The 18,649-nt window shown below is 69.2% G+C and carries 19 protein-coding genes; 13 read left to right on the forward strand and 6 right to left on the reverse strand.

What is annotated here, in order from left to right:
• Positions 1-37 precede the first annotated feature (37 nt).
• Positions 38-214: a hypothetical protein gene (locus ACFPMG_RS19490; protein ID WP_376996841.1), complete on the forward strand. Its 177-nt coding sequence runs from the start codon at positions 38-40 to the stop codon at positions 212-214.
• A gap of 97 nt (positions 215-311) precedes the next feature.
• Here ACFPMG_RS19490 and cysE read toward each other — a convergent pair whose 3' ends face one another.
• The 3 genes from cysE to ACFPMG_RS19505 are packed head-to-tail and all read right to left on the reverse strand — an operon-like array spanning position 312 to position 4,001.
• Entirely contained in the window at positions 312-1,184 is an 873-nt protein-coding gene (cysE, locus tag ACFPMG_RS19495) for a serine O-acetyltransferase (RefSeq protein ID WP_376996723.1), read from the reverse strand.
• 17 nt (positions 1,185-1,201) lie between these two features.
• A complete protein-coding gene (locus tag ACFPMG_RS19500) occupies positions 1,202-3,085 on the reverse strand; it encodes a family 2A encapsulin nanocompartment cargo protein cysteine desulfurase (protein ID WP_376996724.1) in 1,884 nt (627 codons plus the stop codon).
• Positions 3,072-4,001, reverse strand: a complete 930-nt coding sequence (locus tag ACFPMG_RS19505) for a family 2A encapsulin nanocompartment shell protein (RefSeq protein ID WP_014242416.1) — start codon at positions 3,999-4,001, stop codon at positions 3,072-3,074. Before ACFPMG_RS19505 ends, ACFPMG_RS19500 begins: the two co-directional genes overlap by 14 nt.
• Before the next feature lie 635 nt (positions 4,002-4,636).
• Here ACFPMG_RS19505 and ACFPMG_RS19510 point away from each other — a divergent pair.
• The 7 genes from ACFPMG_RS19510 (at position 4,637) to ACFPMG_RS19540 (ending at position 11,081) form a co-directional block, all read left to right on the forward strand.
• Positions 4,637-5,236, forward strand: coding sequence for a helix-turn-helix domain-containing protein (locus ACFPMG_RS19510; protein WP_376996725.1), 600 nt, complete (start codon positions 4,637-4,639; stop codon positions 5,234-5,236).
• A 160-nt stretch (positions 5,237-5,396) separates the two neighbouring features.
• Positions 5,397-6,401, forward strand: coding sequence for a thiamine pyrophosphate-dependent dehydrogenase E1 component subunit alpha (locus tag ACFPMG_RS19515; RefSeq protein ID WP_376996726.1), 1,005 nt, complete (start codon positions 5,397-5,399; stop codon positions 6,399-6,401).
• Entirely contained in the window at positions 6,398-7,381 is a 984-nt protein-coding gene (locus tag ACFPMG_RS19520; RefSeq protein ID WP_200475728.1) for an alpha-ketoacid dehydrogenase subunit beta, read from the forward strand. Before ACFPMG_RS19515 ends, ACFPMG_RS19520 begins: the two co-directional genes overlap by 4 nt.
• 29 nt (positions 7,382-7,410) lie before the next feature.
• Positions 7,411-8,448, forward strand: a complete 1,038-nt coding sequence (locus ACFPMG_RS19525; RefSeq protein ID WP_376996727.1) for a DctP family TRAP transporter solute-binding subunit — start codon at positions 7,411-7,413, stop codon at positions 8,446-8,448.
• 8 nt (positions 8,449-8,456) lie between these two features.
• The gene (locus ACFPMG_RS19530; RefSeq protein WP_376996728.1) at positions 8,457-8,981 is read left to right on the forward strand and encodes a TRAP transporter small permease; all 525 of its coding nucleotides are present in this window, start codon (positions 8,457-8,459) and stop codon (positions 8,979-8,981) included.
• Positions 8,978-10,267 carry a TRAP transporter large permease gene (locus tag ACFPMG_RS19535; protein ID WP_376996730.1) on the forward strand — a complete coding sequence of 430 codons (1,290 nt, stop codon included), beginning with the start codon at positions 8,978-8,980 and terminating at the stop codon, positions 10,265-10,267. The genes ACFPMG_RS19530 and ACFPMG_RS19535 overlap by 4 nt, the downstream gene beginning before the upstream one ends.
• Before the next feature lie 10 nt (positions 10,268-10,277).
• Positions 10,278-11,081 (forward strand): SDR family NAD(P)-dependent oxidoreductase, encoded by an 804-nt coding sequence (locus ACFPMG_RS19540; protein WP_376996731.1) that lies wholly within the window; start codon positions 10,278-10,280, stop codon positions 11,079-11,081.
• A gap of 14 nt (positions 11,082-11,095) precedes the next feature.
• On the opposite strand, the gene ACFPMG_RS19545 is transcribed toward ACFPMG_RS19540, so the two are convergent.
• The gene (locus tag ACFPMG_RS19545) at positions 11,096-11,302 is read right to left on the reverse strand and encodes a MetQ/NlpA family ABC transporter substrate-binding protein (protein ID WP_376996732.1); all 207 of its coding nucleotides are present in this window, start codon (positions 11,300-11,302) and stop codon (positions 11,096-11,098) included.
• Positions 11,303-11,453: 151 nt separating this feature from the next.
• Positions 11,454-11,831: a hypothetical protein gene (locus ACFPMG_RS19550; protein WP_376996733.1), complete on the reverse strand. Its 378-nt coding sequence runs from the start codon at positions 11,829-11,831 to the stop codon at positions 11,454-11,456.
• 199 nt (positions 11,832-12,030) lie between these two features.
• Here ACFPMG_RS19550 and ACFPMG_RS19555 point away from each other — a divergent pair, with 199 nt between their 5' ends.
• The 3 genes from ACFPMG_RS19555 (at position 12,031) to ACFPMG_RS19565 (ending at position 13,485) form a co-directional block, all read left to right on the forward strand.
• Positions 12,031-12,399 (forward strand): hypothetical protein, encoded by a 369-nt coding sequence (locus tag ACFPMG_RS19555; RefSeq protein ID WP_376996734.1) that lies wholly within the window; start codon positions 12,031-12,033, stop codon positions 12,397-12,399.
• Between the two features lie 103 nt (positions 12,400-12,502).
• Entirely contained in the window at positions 12,503-12,982 is a 480-nt protein-coding gene (gene parS / locus ACFPMG_RS19560) for a type II RES/Xre toxin-antitoxin system antitoxin (protein WP_376996735.1), read from the forward strand.
• Positions 12,979-13,485: an RES family NAD+ phosphorylase gene (locus ACFPMG_RS19565; RefSeq protein ID WP_376996737.1), complete on the forward strand. Its 507-nt coding sequence runs from the start codon at positions 12,979-12,981 to the stop codon at positions 13,483-13,485. The genes parS and ACFPMG_RS19565 overlap by 4 nt, the downstream gene beginning before the upstream one ends.
• 44 nt (positions 13,486-13,529) lie before the next feature.
• On the opposite strand, the gene ACFPMG_RS19570 is transcribed toward ACFPMG_RS19565, so the two are convergent.
• A complete protein-coding gene (locus ACFPMG_RS19570; protein WP_376996739.1) occupies positions 13,530-13,694 on the reverse strand; it encodes an SDR family oxidoreductase in 165 nt (54 codons plus the stop codon).
• Positions 13,695-13,983: 289 nt separating this feature from the next.
• Between ACFPMG_RS19570 and ACFPMG_RS19575 the strand changes: the two genes are divergently transcribed.
• The gene (locus ACFPMG_RS19575) at positions 13,984-15,105 is read left to right on the forward strand and encodes an efflux RND transporter periplasmic adaptor subunit (protein ID WP_465252028.1); all 1,122 of its coding nucleotides are present in this window, start codon (positions 13,984-13,986) and stop codon (positions 15,103-15,105) included.
• A 14-nt stretch (positions 15,106-15,119) separates the two neighbouring features.
• A complete protein-coding gene (locus ACFPMG_RS19580; protein ID WP_376996742.1) occupies positions 15,120-18,380 on the forward strand; it encodes an efflux RND transporter permease subunit in 3,261 nt (1,086 codons plus the stop codon).
• Positions 18,381-18,649 lie beyond the last annotated feature (269 nt).

An 18,649-nucleotide genomic window follows, 5' to 3' on the forward strand; every position in this document is an offset into this window, starting at 1 on the left:
GACAGCGACCCTGAATTGGGACGATCTGCGGATCTTCCTGGAGCTTGCCCGCACCGGCAGCCTGTCGGCGGCGGCGCGCGCGCTTCGGATCAGCCACGCGCCCGCCGGCGCCCGTCCTCCCATGCCTGAAACCGCCGCCCGCTGTCGGGTCCACGCTCCGACGGCAGGCGGCGGTCTTTTTTACGACGCTCCCCGTCATACGGTTGGAAAATGATCACTTCCATCGTTTTCCAACCGTGAAACCCGTCAGATCAACGCGTTAGCGTTGATTGAGAGGGTGATGCCAATGGCGCCTTCAGGTGCCGTTGGCATCAGATCGTGTATTCGGGTTCGGGCAGGCTCATGTCCATTTCCACCGCCGGGGCCTGACCGGAGGTGGACCAGCCGACGACGCGGGCGGGAACGCCGGCCACCGTCGCGCCAGGCGGCACCGGTTTCAGAACGACGCTGCCGGCGCCGACCTTGGCGTGGCGGCCCACCTCGATGTTGCCCAGCACCTTGGCCCCGGCAGCCAGAAGCACGCCGTCGCGCACCTTGGGATGGCGGTCACCATGCTCCTTGCCGGTGCCGCCCAACGTGACGCCCTGGAGGATCGACACGTCGTCGCCGACCACGGCGGTCTCGCCGATCACGACCCCCGTGCCGTGGTCGATCAGCACGCCGCGCCCGATGGAAACGGCGGGATGGATGTCCACCGCGAACACCTCCGACACCCGGCTTTGCAGGAAATGCGCGAGGTCGCGGCGCCCCTGTGCCCACAGCCAGTGGGCGACGCGGTGCCATTGCAGGGCGTGGAAGCCCTTGAAGTAAAGGAACGGCGTCAGAAGGCCGTCCGCGGCCGGATCGCGGGTCACGATGGCCGTCAGGTCGGCGACCGCCGCCGCGATGATGCCGGGATCGCCGGCATGGGCCTGTTCGGTGATGTCGGCCAGACGCTCGGCCGGGATGTACCAGTCGCCCAGCTTGCGCGCCAGATGCCCGCCGAGCGCGGAGGCGAAGCCGTCGTGCGACAGCACCGCGATGTGGATGAAGCTGCGCAGCAGCGGATCGCCGTCCGCCGCGGCCTCCGCCTCGGCGCGCAGACGCGCCCAGAGGGCCGCCCGCTCCCGGTCGGAGTCCGTCTCGAATCCAGCATGGTTGGCGGGGGCCTGGGCGAAGCGGGCGGGGGTGACGATGCGGCCCATGGGGCGTCTCCTTCCGGTCAGTGGCCGCGCCGGACCAGCGTGTGGCGGATGCGGTGCAGGGCGGCGGTCAGCGCGTCCAGGTCCTCGCAGGTGTTGTAGAAGGCCAGCGACGGACGCACCGTGCTCTCCACCCCGAAGCGCCGCAGGATCGGCTGCGCGCAATGATGGCCGGAGCGCACCGCGATGCCCTCCCGGTCCAGTGCGCGCCCAACATCCTCCGTCCGGCAGCCGTCGAGAACGAAGGAGAGGACGCCGGCCTTCTCGCGCGCCGTGCCGATCAGCCGCAGGCCGGGAACGGTCGACAGGCCGGCGGTGGCGTACTCCAGCAGGGAATGCTCGTAGGCGGCGATGACCGGCATGCCGATGCGCTCGAGATAGTCGATGGCAGCACCCAGCCCCACCGCATCGGCGATGTTGCCGGTCCCGGCTTCGAACCGCATGGGGGCGGGCTGGTAGACGGTCTTCTCGAAGGTCACGTCGGCGATCATGTTGCCGCCGCCCTGCCAGGGCTGCATGCCCTCCAACACCTCCCGCCGGCCGTAGAGCAGGCCGATGCCGGTCGGGCCGAACATCTTGTGGCCGGACAGCACGAAGAAGTCGCAGCCCAGCGCCTGCACGTTCACCGGCATGTGCGACACCGCCTGCGCGCCGTCGACCAGCGTGGCCGCCCCGGCGGAGCGTGCCATCGCCACCATCTCCGCCGCCGGGGTCACCGTGCCGAGCGCGTTGGACACCAGCGTGAGCGACACCAGACGGGTGCGCGGGTTCAGCAGCCGGGCGTACTCGTCCAGCCGGATCTGTCCATCCTCGTCCACCGGAACCACCCGCAGCCGCGCCCCGGTCTCGGCGCAGAGCTGCTGCCAGGGCACGATGTTGGCGTGATGCTCCAGCCAGGTGACGACGATCTCGTCGCCTTCGCGGATGTGCTGGCGGCCCCACGCCTTGGCGACGAGGTTGATCGCCTCGGTCGCGCCGCGGACGAAGACGATCTCGCCCGTGTCGGCGGCCCCGACGAAGCGGCGGGCCTTCTCGCGCGCCTCCTCATAGGCGTCGGTGGCGCGGGCGGCCAGCGCGTGGGCGGCGCGGTGGATGTTGGAATTCTCCTCCGCGTAGAAGCGGGCGAGCCGGTCGATCACCGCCTGCGGCTTCTGCGTGGTGGCGGCGTTGTCCAGCCAGATCAGCGGCTTGCCGTGCACCGTCTGGTTCAGGATCGGGAAGTCGCGGCGCGCGGCGCGCGGGTCGAAACCCGGGCTGGCGGGCAGCGGCAGGTCCGGCACCTGTTCGGCGCGCAACTGCACCGACAGGGCGCCGACCTCCACCAGAAGGCCGGGGGCCGCGGGAACGGCGGAAGGGGCGGCGGAGGGCGCAGCGGCAGAGGGCGGTGTGGCAGAGGGCCGTGTGGCGCCGTGACCGGCCGCCGTGTCGCGCCCGCCGTCGAGGAAATAGGGCGCGCCGGAGGGCAGGGGCGGAGCGCCCGAGACCGGCGTGGAGGGAACCGTGGCAGCACCCGGCAGCGGTGGGACCAGCGACAGGGCGCCGCCCAGAGAATGCAGGATCGTTCCCAGCCCGCCGTCACCGATCGCCGATGGCACAGCGGGCGCCGTGGGCCGGGGCGAAGGGACGGGGGAGATGGACGGGTTGGCCGCCGGACCCGGCTGCGGCGCCGCGGGCAGCGGTCCCGGCGCCTGCGCCGCCGACAGCCCGGACGGCGGGGCCACGGCGGGCGCCGGGCCGGAGGGAAGGGCCTGGAAGAACTGGTTCGCGAGACGGGCGATCAGGGCGACATCCGGCCCGGCATCCGGCCCGATGTCCAGCCCGATGTCCGGCAAGCCGGACTCCGGCCCGCCGAACCCCGCCGCTGAGGGCGGCAGGGTCGGGGCGGCGGCGTCAGGCGTAGTCATAGTAATTGCCGACATGGACATCCTCCAGCACGCCGATGGCATCCTCGGTCAGGATCGCGGCCGAGCAGTAGAGCGAGATCAGGTACGAGGCGATGGCCTTGCGGTTGATCCCCATGAAGCGGACCGACAGGCTGGGCGCCACCTCCCCGGGGACGCCCGGCTGGAACAGGCCGATCACGCCCTGCTTCGCCTCACCGGTGCGCAGCAGAAGGATGCTGGTGCGGCCTTCGGGCGTGACGTGCAGCTTGTCGCTGGGGATCAGCGGCAGGCCGCGCCAGGTCAGGAAGGGCGAGCCGTGCAGGGTGACCGTGGGCGGCGGAACGCCGCGGCGGGTGCATTCGCGCCCGAAGGCGGCGATGGCGCGCGGGTGGGCCAGGAAGAAGGCCGGCTCCTTCCACACCTTGGCGATCAGCTCGTCCAGGTCGTCGGGTGTGGGCTGGCCCTTGCGCGTCTTGATGCGCTGGCCGGGTGCGGCGTTGGTCAGCAGGCCGTATTCGGCGTTGTTGATCAGCTCGCTCTCCTGGCGCTCCTTCACCTTTTCGATCAGCAGGCGGAGCTGCTCCTGGATCTGGTCGATCGGGTGGCTGTAGAGGTCGGAGACGCGGGTCTGCACGTCGAGAACGGTGGTGACCGCGTTCAGCGAATATTCCCGCGGGTTCTCGTCATAGGGGACGAAGGTTTCCGGCAGATCGGCGTCGTTGCGCGGGCTGCACTCCACCTCGGTCCGCACCTGCCCCTGGGGATCGACGACCCGGTTCAGGCGGTAAATGCCGGCCTCCACCGGGGTCCAGGGCAGGAAGGACACGAGCCAGCGCGGCGTGATGCCCGACCACTGCGCCCGTGTCTTCGTGGCGTTGGCGAGCTGGCGGGCCGCCTGCTCGTTCAATGTTCGACGCAGCTCGGTGTCTTCGGACATGAAATCGGCTCCTTCAGAAAGGCGGCTTGAATAAGGCGGTGGGAAGAAAACGGCAGCGGGCGGCCGGCGCCATGCGCCGACTCCGGGGAGTCGGCGGCTTGCGGACGCGGGGATGAAAGATCGATGGGCGGGAACGGAAAGCCCGGCTCGGCGAAACGGCCTATGGGATGGCACCGGCCCGCCGAAGGTGGATATGACCATGCATGGCTTTCGCCCCAGCCTCAAGCATTGGTAGCGGCGCGGGCGTCGATTGGTCCGCTATAACAGACAAGCCTCCGTTGGATTGGGCAAAGAACCGACGAGTGGAGTTCCGGCGGATCATAGGGTGGGTCGGATGTTTGTTTCCTATTTTATCAATAGATATTTCGGGCGGCCATCACCGTTTCCGACCGCGAACCGTCGCATCATCTCCGTGAGTTCTTCGGACAATTGGTTTGAAACCCTCACGCGATCCGCTGCATTCTTCACGAGTGGCATCTCACAGATGGGGCATTCGTCCTCCGGTAAGCACGCATGAGGTATGTTGTACGTTTAGGCGTTGCGCATAGGTTCTGTTAAATCTATTTGAAGAGTAGGCAATTCGCGTTATTCTCCCCTTGCCGCAGGGACTATCCTGCGCAATGAGGGAACGAGCCGTGAGCGCCGCGAACGACGACTGCGCCCCCAGCACACCGGAATCGGCGATCCCCGCCGCGCTTGGCCGCAATCTGAGACGGTTGCGCACGCGCCAGGGGCTGTCCTTGGAGCGGTTGGCCCGGCTGTCCGGCGTCAGCCGGGCGATGCTCGGACAGATCGAACTGGGACGGAGCGCCCCCACCATCACCGTGCTGTGGAAGATCGCCCGCGCCCTGGACGTGACGCTGACGGCGCTGACCCGGCTGGACGGGCAGGGCGATGTGCTTCTGATGCGGGAGGATCAGGCGCGCAGCTTCGTCTCGCCCGACGGGCTGGTGCGGTCGCGGTCCCTCGCGCCGCCGGGGGAGGGGCGGGGGACCGACTTCCTTGAAATCCGTCTGCGGCCGGGGGGCTGCGAAACCGGCGGCGGCGTCTCCTCCGGCGCCAGCATCAATCTGGTGGTGGCGGAGGGGGCCGTGGAACTGTGCGTCGGCAAGGGATCGCACCGTCTCGCGGCTGGCGACGCCGTCCTGTTCGAGGCGGAACGGACCTTCCAGTGCCGCAACGCCGACGATGTGGACGCCCGGCTGTTTCTGGTCCTTTCGCACGGAGAAGGTTGAGGGCGGACGCCCGGGCCGTGGGAACCTGCTCGCGCACATTTTACATATTCATGAACGGGATCTGAGATTTTTCCCAAAAATCTTCTGGAAATGCATATGCGGGTGTGAATAAACTTAATTTACCTAGTAGAGAAATAGATAATTAAGGCACGGACATCCCATGGCACTACCGAGTTCGCCCTCGGGCGCCGCTGCACCCGATGCAGAGCGGCTCCTGGGGCTGTACGCCACGATGCAGCGGATTCGCGTCTTCGAAACGCTGGCCGACGAGGCCCACAAGGCCGGGCAGGTGGCGGGCTACATCCATCTGTCCATCGGGCAGGAGGCCATCGCCGCCGCGGTCGGGGCGAATCTGCGCGAGGACGACGTGCTGACCAGCACGCACCGCGGCCACGGCCACACCATCGCCAAGGGCGCCGACCCGCTGGCCATGTTCCGCGAACTGTGCGGGCGGGCCGGGGGCACCTGCGGCGGCAAGGGCGGATCGATGCACATCGCCGACTTCGCGGTCGGCATGCTGGGCGCCAACGGTGTCGTGGCCGCCGGCCTGCCCATCGCGGTCGGCGCCGCCCACGCCATCGCGCTGAAGGGCGAGGACCGTATCGCCGTCTGCTTCTTCGGCGACGGCGCCACCAACCGCGGCCCCTTCCTGGAGGCGTTGAACTGGGCCGCCGCCTTTCGGCTGCCGGTGCTGTTCGTCTGCGAGGACAACGGCTATGGCGCCACCACCCGCACCGGCAGCGTGTCGGCGGGCGGCGGCCCCGGCGCGCGGGCGGAAAGCCTGGGCATCCCGGTCACCGTGGTGGACGGCAACGACCTGGCGGCGGTGGACGCAGCGGCGGCGGCCCTCGTCCGCGCCGTGCGCGAGGGCGGCGGGCCGCAATTCCTGCACGCCCGCACCTACCGTTTCCGCGGCCACACCTCCAGCGATCCGGCCACCTACCGCGACGCGGCGGAGGTGCGGGCGCAGCTCGATGGCAACGACCCGATCCGCCGCGCCGCCGCCACGCTGGCCGAACTCGGCGTGACGCCGGACGCGCTGGAGCGTGTGGAGCGCCATGAGCGCGAGGCGCTGGCCGCCGCCCTCGCCACGGCTCTGGACAGCCCCTGGCCGGACCTCCGCACCGCCTTCACCGACGTACAGGACATCGGAGCGCCGCAATGAGCCGCCTGACCTACCGCGAGGCGGCGCGCCTCGCCCTCGCTCACGAGCTGGCCGCCGATCCCGCCGTCTGGACGCTCGGCGAGGACATCGGCCGGGGCGGCGTGTTCGGCCAGTACCAGGGGCTGCAGGCCGAATTCGGGCCGAACCGCGTCGTCGACACGCCGATCTCCGAGGCCGCCATCATGGGCGGCGCGGTCGGTGCCGCCCTGCTCGGCACCCGTCCGGTGGTGGAGATGCGCTTCTCGGACTTCGCGCTCTGCGCGGTGGACGAGCTGGTCAATCAGGCGGCCAAGGCGCGCTACATGTTCGGCGGGCAGGCCCGCGTGCCGCTGGTGGTGCGCCAGCCGGTCGGGCTGTGGAGCAACTCCGCTGCCCAGCATTCGCAGTCGCTGGAGTCCTGGTACATCCACATCCCCGGTCTGGTCGTGCTGGCCCCGGCGACCCCCGCCGACAATTACGGACTGCTGCGCGCCGCCATCCGCTCCGACGACCCGGTGGTTCATCTGGAGCACAAGGACCTGTGGCCCGCGGAGGGCGAGGTGCCGCTGGACGGTGACTGGGAGGTGCCGATCGGCGTCGCCCGCCGCGTGCGCGAGGGCCGCGACGTGACCGTCGTCACTTGGTCCGGCGGCGTCCGCATCGCCGAGGAAGCCGCCACCCTGGCCGAGGCGCAGGGCGTGTCGCTCGACATCCTCGACCTGCGCAGCTTGTGGCCGTGGGACCGCGGCGCGGTGCTGGACTCCGTCACCCGCACCGGGCGGCTGCTGGTGGTGCACGAGGCGGTCGAGGTGGCCGGCTTCGGCGCGGAGATCGCCGCGACCGTGGCCGACGCGCTGTTCGGCGCGCTGAAGGCGCCGGTGCGCCGGCTGGGCGCCCCGCGCATCCCCGTCCCCTATTCCCCGGCGCTGGAGCCGGCGAGCCGGATCACCGCCCCGGCGGTCGCCGCCGCGGCCGCCGGCCTGGTCTCCTGGCGCTCCTGACCCCATTCCCCTCTTCGGAGTTCCTGTTCATGCTGACGAGAACGCGCCCCCTGCTGGCCGCCGCGCTGACCCTGCTCGGCGCGCTGGCCGTCCTTTCCGCACCCGCTGACGCCGCCGAGTACAAGAGCGAATACAAGCTGTCGGTGGTCGGCAGCCGCCCGATCCCCATCGCGGAGGGCGCCTACCGCTGGGCCGATCTGGTCACCGAGAAGACGGGGGGGCGCATCACCGTGAAGGTCTATCCCGGCTCCAGCCTCGTCGGCGGCGACAACACGCGGGAGTTCACCGGGCTGCGCCAGGGCTCCATCGACCTGCTGGTCAACTCCACCATCAACCTGTCGCCGACGGTGAAGGAAGCCAACCTCTTCTCCTTGCCCTTCCTGTTCCCGGACAGCAAGGCGTTCGACGCGGTGGCCCAGGGCGAGCCGGGCAAGGCGCTGTTCGGCATCCTGGAATCCAAGCAGGTCGTGCCGCTGGCCGTGGGCGAGAACGGCTTCCGCGCCCTGTCCAACTCGAAAAAGCCGGTGCGCACGCCGGACGACCTGAAGGGGCTCAAGGTCCGCGTCGTCGGCTCGCCCATCTTCAACGACATCTTCACCGCGTTGGGCGCCAACCCGACCCAGATGACCTTCGCCGATCTGCAACCCGCCCTGTCCACCGGCGCCGTGGACGGGCAGGAGAATCCGGTCAGCCTGTTCCTCGCCGCCAAGCTCTACGGCCTGAACCAGAAGCATCTGACGCTGTGGAACTACATCGCGGACGCCGGGCTGTTCATCGCCAACAAGGAGGTGTGGGAGAGCTGGACGCCGGAGGACCGGGCGCTCGTCCGCGAGGCGGCGTTGCAGGCCGCCGCCGAATTCACCGCCCTGTCGCGCCAGGGGCTGACCGCCGAGGACCGCTCCGCCCTGACCGCTCTGGCCGCCCACGGGGTGCAGGTGGTGACGACGGAGCAGACGGACGTGGAGGCCTTCCGCAAGGCGACCCGCCCGGTCTACGAGAAATGGACGCAGACGGTCGGCGCCGATCTCGTGCGCAAGGCCGAGGAGGCCGTGGCGAAGAGCCGCTGAGAACCGCCATGGCCGAACCCAACGCCGATTCCGGGCCGGACAAGCCCCGCGTTCCCCTCGCCATCGAGGAGGCGCTGGCCGCCGCCGCCATCGCGGTGATGGGGCTGATCACCTTCGCCAACGTGGTGACGCGCTACACCACCAACGTCTCGCTGGCCTTCACGGAGGAATACGCCATCGTCCTGATGGTGGCGATGACCCTGCTGGGCGCCTCGGTGGCGGTGGCGCGCGACCATCACATCCGCATCGGCTTCCTGATCGACCGGCTCGGGCCGCGCGGGCGGTTGCGGGCGGAGCTGCTGGCGCTCGGCGTCACGGCGCTGGTGTTCGGGGCGCTGGTCGTGCTGGGCACGTTGATGACCATCGACGAGTACCGGTTCGAGATTTCCTCGCCCGGTCTCGGCGTGCCGCAATGGCTCTACACGCTGTGGCTTCCGCTGCTGTCGGCGGTGGTTGCGCTGCGGGCGCTCGGGCGGGCGGTGCGGGTGATCCGGCGGCCGGAGATCCTGATACCGGGGGTCGGCGAGCCATGATCCCACTGCTGCTGTTCGCCGGCTTCTTCCTGCTGCTGTTCCTCGGCGTGCCCATCGGGGCGGGGCTGGCGTTCGCCGGGGCCGCGGCCATCGCGCTGGAGGGATCGGGGTTCTTGTCACTGTCCACCACGGTCTACACCGGGGTGGCGAAATACCCGTTGCTCGCCATTCCGATGTTCGTCCTGACCGGGCTGATCTTCGAACGGTCGGGGGTGGCGGCGCGGCTGGTCGCCTTCGCGCTGGCGGTGGTCGGCAAGCGACAGGGGGCGCTGCCGGCGGTCGCCATCGTCGTCGCGATGTTCATGGGCGGCATCTCCGGTTCCGGCCCGGCGACCTCCGCCGCGGTCGGTGCGGTGATGACCGCGGCCATGCTGAAGGAGGGCTATCCCCGCGCCTTCACGGCCAGCGTCATCGGCGCCGCGGCGGCGACCGACATCCTGATCCCGCCCTCCATTGCCTTCATCGTCTACAGCATCCTGGTGCCGCAGGCGTCGGTTCCGGCCCTGTTCGCCGCCGGAATCGTCCCGGGCATCCTGGCCGGTCTGGCGCTGATCGTGCCGGCGGTCTGGCTGTCGCGCCGCCACGGCTTCGGCGAGGTCGCGCGGGACGGCGAGACGCGCCCACCGCTCTGGCCCGCCTTCCGCGAGGCGGTGTGGGGGCTGATGGCGCCGGTGGTCATCCTCGGCGGCCTGCGCGGCGGGCTGTTCACCCCGACCGAGGCGGCGGTGGTGGCGGCGGCCTACGGCCTGTTCGTCGGATTCTTCGTCTACCGCACCCTGACCCTGCGCGACCTCTACGGCCTGCTGGTGGAGGCGGCGGAGGTGTCGGGGGTGATCCTGACGGTGGTGGCGCTGGCCGGCGTCTTCGCCTGGGCGACCGCGACGCTCGGCATCATCGACCCGGTGGCGCGGGGCATCCTGGCGTTGGGGATCGGCGAATACGGCGTGCTGGTGCTGCTGATTGCGGTGCTGGTGGTGATCGGGATGTTCCTGGACGGGGTGTCCACCTTCCTGATCCTGCTGCCGATCCTGGTGCCCATCGCCAACCACTTCCATTGGGATCTGGTGTGGTTCGGGGTGATCCTGACCATGAAGCTGGCCATCGGCCAGTTCACGCCGCCGATGGCCGTCAACCTGATGGTCACCTGCAAGATCGCCGGAACCACCATGGAGGCGACGGTGCGCTGGGTCGGCTGGCTGATCGTCGCAATGTTCGTGGCGCTGGCCCTGGTTGCCGCCCTGCCGCAGCTCGCCCTGTGGATTCCCCACACGCTGGGCTACGAGTGAGACGCGCATCATGAGCGAAGCAAAGGCCGGGCGTCTGGCCGGCAAGATGGCGCTGGTCTTTGGCGCGGGGTCCTCCGCCCCCGGCTGGGGCAACGGCAAGGCGACGGCGATCGCCTATGCCCGCGAGGGCGCCCGCGTGGTCGCCGTGGACAAGGTGGCGGAGGCCGCGGAGGAGACCGCCGCCCTGATCGCCGCCGAAGGCTTCGCGGCGCTGGCCGTCACCGCCGACGTGACGAGAGGGCCGGAGGTGGCGGCTGCGGTCGAGCGCACGCTCGCCGCCCACGGGCGCATCGACATCCTGCACAACAACGTCGGCATCACCGAGCCCGGCGGGCCGGTGGAAACCAGCGAGGAGAGCTGGCGCCGGGTGCTCGACACCGATCTGACCGGCGTCTTCCTGACCTGCAAGCACGTGCTGCCGGTGATGGTGGCGCAGCGGTCGGGGGCGATCGTCCACATCTCCTCCATCGCCGCGATCCGCTGGGCCTATCCCTACATCGGCTACGCGGCGGCGAAGGCCGGGGTCAACCAGTTCACCGTCGCGGTGGCCCGACAGCACGCCCGCGACGGCATCCGCGCCAACGCCGTCATGCCCGGCCTGATCGACACGCCGATGGCGCGCAGCCAGATCGCCGCCCATTGCAAGGACGCCGAGGAGATGCGCCGGGCGCGCGACGCGCTGTGCCCGCTGGGCTTCCAGGGCACGGCCTGGGACATCGCCGCGGCGTCGGTCTTCCTGGCCTCGGACGAGGCGCGCTACATCACCGGCGTGTGCCTGCCGGTGGACGGCGGGCTCAGCCTCGGCATCGGCTGAGCCCGTTTCCGCGGTTACCAGCAGGGGACGGCGGCGCCGTTGAACGTGGTCTGGATGAACTTCTTGACCACCGGCGACTGATAGGCGGCGACCAGCTTGTTCACCCAGGGCTGGTCGGCGTCCTTCTTGCGCACGACGATCTCGCAGGTGTACTGCGACTGCGGGCTCTCCAGGATCAGTGAATCCTTGATCGGGTTCAGCTTCGAAGGACAGATGACCACCCGGCGCTGGCTGAGTAGGACGCTGAGCGTGGCGTCCGCGGTTCGTGTGCGTGACGACGCAGCCGCCGAGCTCGCCTCGCTCTCCCGGCGGGAGCCGGGCTCTGCCCGCGTGTCGTGGCGTGCGTGTGTTCCCCCGGAGGCACAGCAATGATCAGAACGAGCGGTTGGCGCCAAACCCGGACAGGAAGACCTGACGATGTCCTTCCGCGAGCGCCACCGACTCCCAGCGCCCGCTCAGCCTCTCGGCGTGGCTTTTCACGAGCGGGAGGTTGGGCAGCAAGCCGGGCCATTCGTCGGCCGCCCGTTCCACCGTGCGCTTCGCCTCATCCGCCAGCAGGCGGGGATCCAGGCTGAGCAGCATGCCGGGCCTGCGGAAGGTCTCCAACGTCACGTCGGCCATCGTCTTGGCGCGCCCGAGGGGGATGGCCAGCGTGTCGTCTCCGTCCAGGCAGAATGTCGGAACGATGTCGTACGCCGGGCTCAAGTGGGCCGTGCGTCCGTCGGGATAGATCAGGCTGGCGGCGGCCATCCGCCGCAAGGCACGGAACGCCGATGTACCGCATCAGCGGATACCGCGGCTAGGCGGATGCCGCGTTGAAGGGAGGTCAGGTCGGCGCGAAGCCTCTCGAGCGCGCGAAGCACCTCGGTTTCAGCATGGAGCCATGGCAAGTCCAGCATGGATGGGTCCTTGTTTCGGACGCTCTTCCTGAGAGCAGCGTGCCGAGCGCATGCCGACGAGGTCCAGGCCGCACTCTCTGACCTGTCCGGGATCGGGGCGATACGAGGCGCTGTGCGCCATTGTCGGCGATTTCGACAGGGATTGGATTACGAATTACGACCCCGAGGATGTTCCGGGCAGCGAGCGTGGCGCGCCCGACTACGATGGCGGCGGCTTCTACAACAACACCGGGGTTGAAGTCTGGCGTGACCAGGTGACGGTGACGACTTGGCCGACGAACGGTGGTGTCGAGCGGACGATCGTCGAGATCGATGCGGCGACCTTTGCCGAGATAGAGACGATTATGGAGCGGCACAGCTTCGGCGATGCCAACCGTGTTGTCGAGGTGCTGCGGGCCATCGGGCACAGGCCTTCCTGACCAGCCGGTGACGAACGCGGGATGGTCGGCCGCAGGCAACGTAGTTGCTTGAATCCCGCCGCGTCACGTGTCACATCTAATACGACAGATGACGGAGGACGCCATGCCCGCGGTCAGGCCCGACACTGGACGGGGTGAGACGGGTCGCTATCAGCGGGTCACCGACCTGCTCGGTGGCCCGCGGGTGTTCAAGCGCCCGGTGATGACGCAACTCGATGCCCACAACGCCATCAAGACCGGCTTGCCGGGCGGCGCCCTGCACCATCTCGTGACCCATCTGCGGGTCCTCAAGCCGGCGAGCATCGAGCGCGCCGTGGGGATGAGCGTGCGCACCTATCAGCGCCGCAAGGGGGCGCCGGACAAGCCGCTCAGCCCCGAGCAGGGTGGCCGGACCTGGAAGCTGGCCGAGATCTTGGCCCAGGCCTCCGCGGTCTTGGGCTCGCAGGAGGAGGCCGAGCAGTGGCTGGAGCGTCCGGCCATCGGGCTGGACAACAACCGTCCGCTGGACCTGCTGGAGACCCCCACCGGGGTCGAGATGGTCGAGGATTACCTGGGGCGGATGGCTTCCGGGGTTTACACGTGACACCCTTGCCGGCGGCGCTGGGCGGCACCGAGCTGGTCGCGTGGCGTCTCGACCCGGAGCCTTTCCGCACGACCTGGGACAGCGGCGAAGGGGCCTACCGCTTCGGCGGCCGCTGGAACAGCAAAGGGGTTCGCGCCGTCTACTGCTCTCTCGACCCGGCGACCGCGATCATCGAGGTCGCGGTCCACAAGGGCTTCAAGGCGTTGGACACCGTGCCGCACGCGCTGACGGCGCTGACCATCACCAAGCCTGCCGACGTCCATGTGGTCACCCCGGCGGACGTGCCCAACCCCAACTGGCTCCGTCCCGGCATCCCCAGCGTCGGTCAGCAGCAGTTCGGCGATGCTGTGCTGAGCGCGCACACATTCGTCCTGATCCCGAGCGCCGTGTCCTCGCACAGCTGGAACCTTCTGTTCGCCGCATCTCTGGCGGCGGGGGCGTACACGATGCGCTCCCAGGAACGGTTTGCCCTGGACACGCGGCTGCACCCGCCGCCCCCCTGACGAGAGCGCTGTGGCCCGAGCCACCGACCGGCGACGGCCCTGGTTCAAGCGCTTCTCATCCCACCGTATAGCCGCCCCACCGTATAGCCGCCGTCGACCACCAGCTCCTGGCCGTAAATGTTCTTTGCCTGGTCGGAGGCGAGGAGCAGCGCCGCGTCGGCGGTGCTCTCCGGGGCGCCGAACGCGCCGGGGAACAAGGGCCGGGCCATTTATCGGCCAACCGCCGGAATCTCAGGCCACGTAGCATCCAGTGATGCCAACCGCCATCATTGCGCGTCCACATGAAAAGTTTGCACCACCTCCTCTTTATAGAGGCTGATGGCTGCAACCTTCGCGTACTGTGGAACTCCGCCGATCCATGCAACCATCCGTCCGCCGGCAACCGGAGTGGAGACGGTCATGACAGGGGCAAGGACAGGCGGGACCGCACCCCCCAGCCGAATGAAAGCCGCTCTGCCGGCACTTCTTGCCGCAATCGCATCGATCGGCGGCCTATGGATGGCCGGTCCATCCGGTGACGGCGCCCGTGCCGCCGAGAACGCGCAGAACGCTCCGCCGCCGGTGACCGTCAGCCCACCGCTGCGCAAGGAGATCGTCGAATGGGACGAGTTCACCGGCCAGTTCCAGGCCGTGGACTTCGTGGAAATCCGGGCGCGGGTCAGCGGCTATCTCGATTCCATCGCCTTCCAGGACGGCCAGCTCGTCAGGCAGGGCGATCCGCTGTTCGTCATCGATCCGCGCCCGTTCGAAGCGGCGCTGGCCTCGGCACGGGCGGAGCAGCAGCAGGCCGAAGCCAAGCTGGATTTGTCGAACCGCCAGCTCGCCCGCGCGTCGGAGCTGCGGCGCAGCGACAACGTCGCGGCCAGCGTGTTCGACGAGCGCCAGCAGCAGGTCCGCGTCGACGCCGCCGGGGTCGAGGTGGCGAAGGCCGCCGTCCGGACGGCGGAGCTGAACCTGAACTTCACCCGCATCACCGCCCCGATCGCCGGTCGCATCAGCCGGCGCGAGGTCAGCGTCGGCAACCTCATCGTCGGTGGCGACACCAGCACGACGACCCTGCTGACCACCATCGTTTCGCTCGACCCGATCTACTTCATCTTCGACATGAGCGAAGCCGACTACCTCGCCTACCAGCGGGCGGCGGCGCGCGGCGCCTTGAAGTCGCAACGCGACGGCGGCATCGAGGTCGAGGGCCGCCTGTTCGACGAGCAGAGCTGGCCCCTGAAAGGCACGCTCAACTTCATCGACAATCAGGTGAGCCCCGGCGCCGGCACCATCCGCGCCCGCGCCGTCTTTCCCAACCCGTCGCTGCTGCTGACACCCGGTCAGTTCGGGCGGCTGCGCCTGCCGGGGTCCGACCGCTACACCGCCACGCTGATCCCCGATCAGGCTGTGGTCAGCGATCAGGCCACCAAGATCGTCCTGACGGTCGGCAATGACGGGACGGTGGTGCCGAAGCCGGTGCGCCTCGGCCCCATCGAGGACGGGTTGCGCGTCGTGCGCTCCGGGCTGGAGGAGACGGACAAGGTCATCATCAACGGGCTCGTCCGGGCCCGGCCGGGCGCCAAGGTGACCCCGCAGGACGGACGGATCGAGCCACCGAAGCCGCCGGCCGGTTGAGCGGAGCCGGCGCCATGAACATTTCGCACTTCTTCATCAACCGGCCGATCTTCGCGGCGGTCCTGTCCATCTTCATCACGCTGATCGGGGTCTTCGCCTATCTGACCCTGCCGGTCGCGCAGTATCCGGAGATCGCGCCGCCGACCATCGTGGTCAACGCGACCTACCCCGGCGCGTCGGCGCAGGTGGTCGCCGACACCGTGTCCGCCCCCATCGAGCAGGAGGTCAACGGCGTCGAGGACATGCTCTACATGGCCTCGCAGGCGACCAGCGACGGGCGGCTCCAGCTCACCATCACCTTCAAGCTGGGCACCGACCTGGACACCGCGCAGGTGCTGGTGCAGAACCGCCTCGCCGTGGCCGAGCCCCGCCTGCCGGAGGACGTGCGGCGCATCGGGGTGACCGTGCGCAAGAACTCGCCCGACATGCTGATGGTGATCCATCTGAACTCGCCGGACGGAACGCGCGACCAGCTCTACATGTCCAACTACGCGCTGCTGCAGATCAAGGACGTGCTGGCGCGCCTGGATGGGGTGGGCGACATCCAGGTGTTCGGCGCCCGCGACTACGCCATGCGCGTCTGGCTCGACCCCGACCGGGTGGCGGCGCGCGGCCTGACCGCCGGAGACGTGGTGCGGGCGATCCAGGCGCAGAACGTCCAGGTGTCGGGCGGCGTCATCAACCAGCCGCCGGTGCCGGCCCCCGGCGCCTTCCAGCTCAACGTCGAGACGCTGGGCCGCCTGACCGACCCGCGCGAATTCGGCAACATCATCGTCAAGACCGACGGCGCCGCGGTCACCCGCCTGCGCGACGTGGGGCGCGTCGAGCTGGGGGCGCAGGACTACAACCTGAACGCCTATCTGGACCGCCAGCAGGCGGTGCCGCTGGTCATCTTCCAGCGGCCGGGCTCCAACGCGCTGGAAACCGCCGACCGCATCCTGGCGACCATGGCGGACCTGTCCAAGGGCTTCCCCAGCGGGATGCGCTACGACGTGGTCTACAACCCGACGGAGTTCATCGCGCAGTCGGTGGAGGAGGTCTACAAGACGATCTTCGAGGCCGTGGCGCTGGTCGTCGTCGTCGTCATCCTGTTCCTGCAGACGTGGCGCGCCTCCATCGTGCCGATCGCCGCGATCCCGGTCTCGCTGATCGGCACCTTCACGGTGCTGGCGGCGCTGGGCTATTCGCTGAACACGCTGTCGCTGTTCGGGCTGGTGCTGGCGATCGGCATCGTCGTGGACGACGCCATCGTCGTGGTGGAGAATGTGGAGCGGTTCATCCGCCAGGGCATGAAGCCCAAGGACGCCGCGCACGAGACGATGAACGAGGTCGGCGGCGCGCTGATCGCCATCGCCCTCGTGCTCACCGCCGTGTTCATCCCGGCGGCCCTGGTCAGCGGCATCTCCGGCCAGTTCTTCCGCCAGTTCGCCGTGACCATCGCGACCGCCACGGTGATTTCCTGCCTGGTGTCGCTGACCCTCAGCCCGGCGCTGTGCGCGCTTCTGTTCAAGCCGCACGAGGCGCACCCGGCCAAGCCGTCGCCGCTGATGCGCCCGGTCAACGCCTTCTTCGGCGGCTTCAACCGCGGCTTCGACCGGCTGTCCAACGGCTATGCCGGGCTGACCGGGCGGCTGGTGCGGCTGCCGGTGATCGTGCTGGCGGTCTACGGCGTGCTGCTCGCCATGACGGCGTGGCAGTTCAGCCGGGCGCCGACGGGATTCATCCCGAACCAGGACCAGGGCTATCTCATCACGGTGGTGCAGTTGCCGCCCGGCTCGTCGCTGGCCCGCACCGACGAGGTGGTGCGCACCGCGGTGGACACGCTGCTGAAGACGCCGGGGGTGATCCACGCCGTGCCCTTCGCGGGCTTCGACGGCGCCACCTTCACCAACGCGCCGAACGCCGGGGCGATCTTCGTGACGCTCGCCCCCTTCGCGGACCGCATCCCGAAGGGCCAGACCGCGGAGTCCGTGCTGGGCGACCTGAGGACCCGGCTGGGCGCCATCGAGGACGCCTTCATCATCACCATCCCGCCGCCGCCGGTGCGCGGCATCGGCAACTCCGGCGGCTTCAAGATGATGGTCGAGGACAAGCGGGGCCGCGGCCTGCCCGCCCTGGAGGAGGCGGTGAACGAACTGTCCGCCGCAGCGAACCGCATCCCGGGCCTCGTCGGCGTGTTCTCGCTGTTCAACACCAAGACGCCGAAGGTCTTCGCCGACATCGACCGCCAGCGCGCGGAGATGCTGGGCGTCACCGCCGATCAGGTGTTCGAGGCGCTGCAGATCTATGTCGGCTCGTCCTTCGTCAACGAGTTCAATCTGCTGGGCCGCACCTACCGGGTGACCGCGCAGGCCGACGGGCGGTTCCGCCAGACCCCGCGCGACATCGCCAACCTGAAGACCCGCAACGCGCAGGGCGACATGGTCCCGATCGGTGCGGTGGCGGAGTTCCAGAACATCACCGGCCCCTACCGCGTCGCCCGCTACAACCTCTATCCGGCGGCGGAGCTGCAGGGGAACACGCTGCCGGGATTCTCCACCGGCTACGCGCTGGCGGCGATGGAGAAGGCGGCGGCCGACACCCTGCCGGACGGCTTCGGCTTCGAATGGACCGAACTGGCCTACCAGGAGAAGGCGGCGGGAAACACCGGACTGCTGGTGTTCGGGCTGTCCGTCGTCTTCGTCTTCCTGGTGCTGGCGGCGCAGTACGAGAGCTGGGCGATGCCGCTGTCGGTCATCCTGATCGTGCCGATGTGCCTGCTGGCCTCGGTGACCGGCCTGCTGATGCGCGGGCTGGCGGTGGACATCCTGGCGCAGGTGGGGTTCGTCGTGCTGGTCGGGCTGGCCGCCAAGAACGCCATCCTCATCGTCGAGTTCGCGCGCCAGAACGAGCTGTTCGAGGGCAAGGACCGCTTCGAGGCGGCGGTCGCGGCGGCGCGCACCCGGCTCCGCCCGATCCTGATGACGTCCTTCGCCTTCATTCTGGGCGTCGTGCCGCTGATGATCGCGCAAGGGGCGGGGGCAGAGATGCGCCAGTCGCTGGGCACCGCGGTGTTCATGGGAATGCTGGGGGTCACGCTGTTCGGGCTGATCTTCACCCCGGTGTTCTACACGGTGATCCGCGGCCTGTTCAGCGGGCCGCTGGCCGTCAACCAGCATCCCAACCCGAACGCCGAGGCGTCCGACCGAGCCCCGGCCGGAGCGGGCGCCGCGGCTTTCGGAGAATACAATCCAGCAGCCCGTGAACTTCCGGGAACCTCCGCCCCCGAGCGTTGATCAAGGGTGATCTTGCCCCGGTTCGGTGGTTCTCCCACAGTTTGCGTGGATCGGGCTGCGAGGAACATCCCGGCAGCTCAAGGTGAACTGCATACAGAGCCAGCTCGCGTGCTGGATGACGGCGGGCGGGAACCTGGTGGCGGGCATACGAGAGCGGCGTCATCGGATCAGCGTAGCCTCACCGTCCGGCCACCGCCAAGCTTGGCGTGACAATCCCTGCGGGTCTTCTGCAAGAACACGTTCCGAAGTCATTGTCAAAGCGTCGCGCG

It is taken from the genome of Azospirillum himalayense (assembly GCF_042657465.1).
Taxonomy (GTDB): Bacteria; Pseudomonadota; Alphaproteobacteria; order Azospirillales; family Azospirillaceae; genus Azospirillum; species Azospirillum himalayense.

Bases quoted from the DNA above. Each gene is read 5' to 3' on its own strand.
- ACFPMG_RS19555 (WP_376996734.1), top strand. From the start codon at position 12,031: ATGCCGACGAGGTCCAGGCCGCACTCTCTGACCTGTCCGGGATCGGGG.
- ACFPMG_RS19530 (WP_376996728.1), top strand. From the start codon at position 8,457: ATGGCCGAACCCAACGCCGATTCCGGGCCGGACAAGCCCCGCGTTCCC.
- ACFPMG_RS19550 (WP_376996733.1), bottom strand. From the start codon at position 11,831: ATGGCCGCCGCCAGCCTGATCTATCCCGACGGACGCACGGCCCACTTG.
- ACFPMG_RS19525 (WP_376996727.1), top strand. From the start codon at position 7,411: ATGCTGACGAGAACGCGCCCCCTGCTGGCCGCCGCGCTGACCCTGCTC.
- ACFPMG_RS19515 (WP_376996726.1), top strand. From the start codon at position 5,397: ATGGCACTACCGAGTTCGCCCTCGGGCGCCGCTGCACCCGATGCAGAG.
- cysE (WP_376996723.1), bottom strand. From the start codon at position 1,184: ATGGGCCGCATCGTCACCCCCGCCCGCTTCGCCCAGGCCCCCGCCAAC.
- ACFPMG_RS19500 (WP_376996724.1), bottom strand. From the start codon at position 3,085: ATGACTACGCCTGACGCCGCCGCCCCGACCCTGCCGCCCTCAGCGGCG.
- ACFPMG_RS19505 (WP_014242416.1), bottom strand. From the start codon at position 4,001: ATGTCCGAAGACACCGAGCTGCGTCGAACATTGAACGAGCAGGCGGCC.
- ACFPMG_RS19540 (WP_376996731.1), top strand. From the start codon at position 10,278: ATGAGCGAAGCAAAGGCCGGGCGTCTGGCCGGCAAGATGGCGCTGGTC.
- ACFPMG_RS19520 (WP_200475728.1), top strand. From the start codon at position 6,398: ATGAGCCGCCTGACCTACCGCGAGGCGGCGCGCCTCGCCCTCGCTCAC.
- parS (WP_376996735.1), top strand. From the start codon at position 12,503: ATGCCCGCGGTCAGGCCCGACACTGGACGGGGTGAGACGGGTCGCTAT.
- ACFPMG_RS19575 (WP_465252028.1), top strand. From the start codon at position 13,984: ATGGCCGGTCCATCCGGTGACGGCGCCCGTGCCGCCGAGAACGCGCAG.
- ACFPMG_RS19580 (WP_376996742.1), top strand. From the start codon at position 15,120: ATGAACATTTCGCACTTCTTCATCAACCGGCCGATCTTCGCGGCGGTC.
- ACFPMG_RS19535 (WP_376996730.1), top strand. From the start codon at position 8,978: ATGATCCCACTGCTGCTGTTCGCCGGCTTCTTCCTGCTGCTGTTCCTC.
- ACFPMG_RS19570 (WP_376996739.1), bottom strand. From the start codon at position 13,694: ATGGCCCGGCCCTTGTTCCCCGGCGCGTTCGGCGCCCCGGAGAGCACC.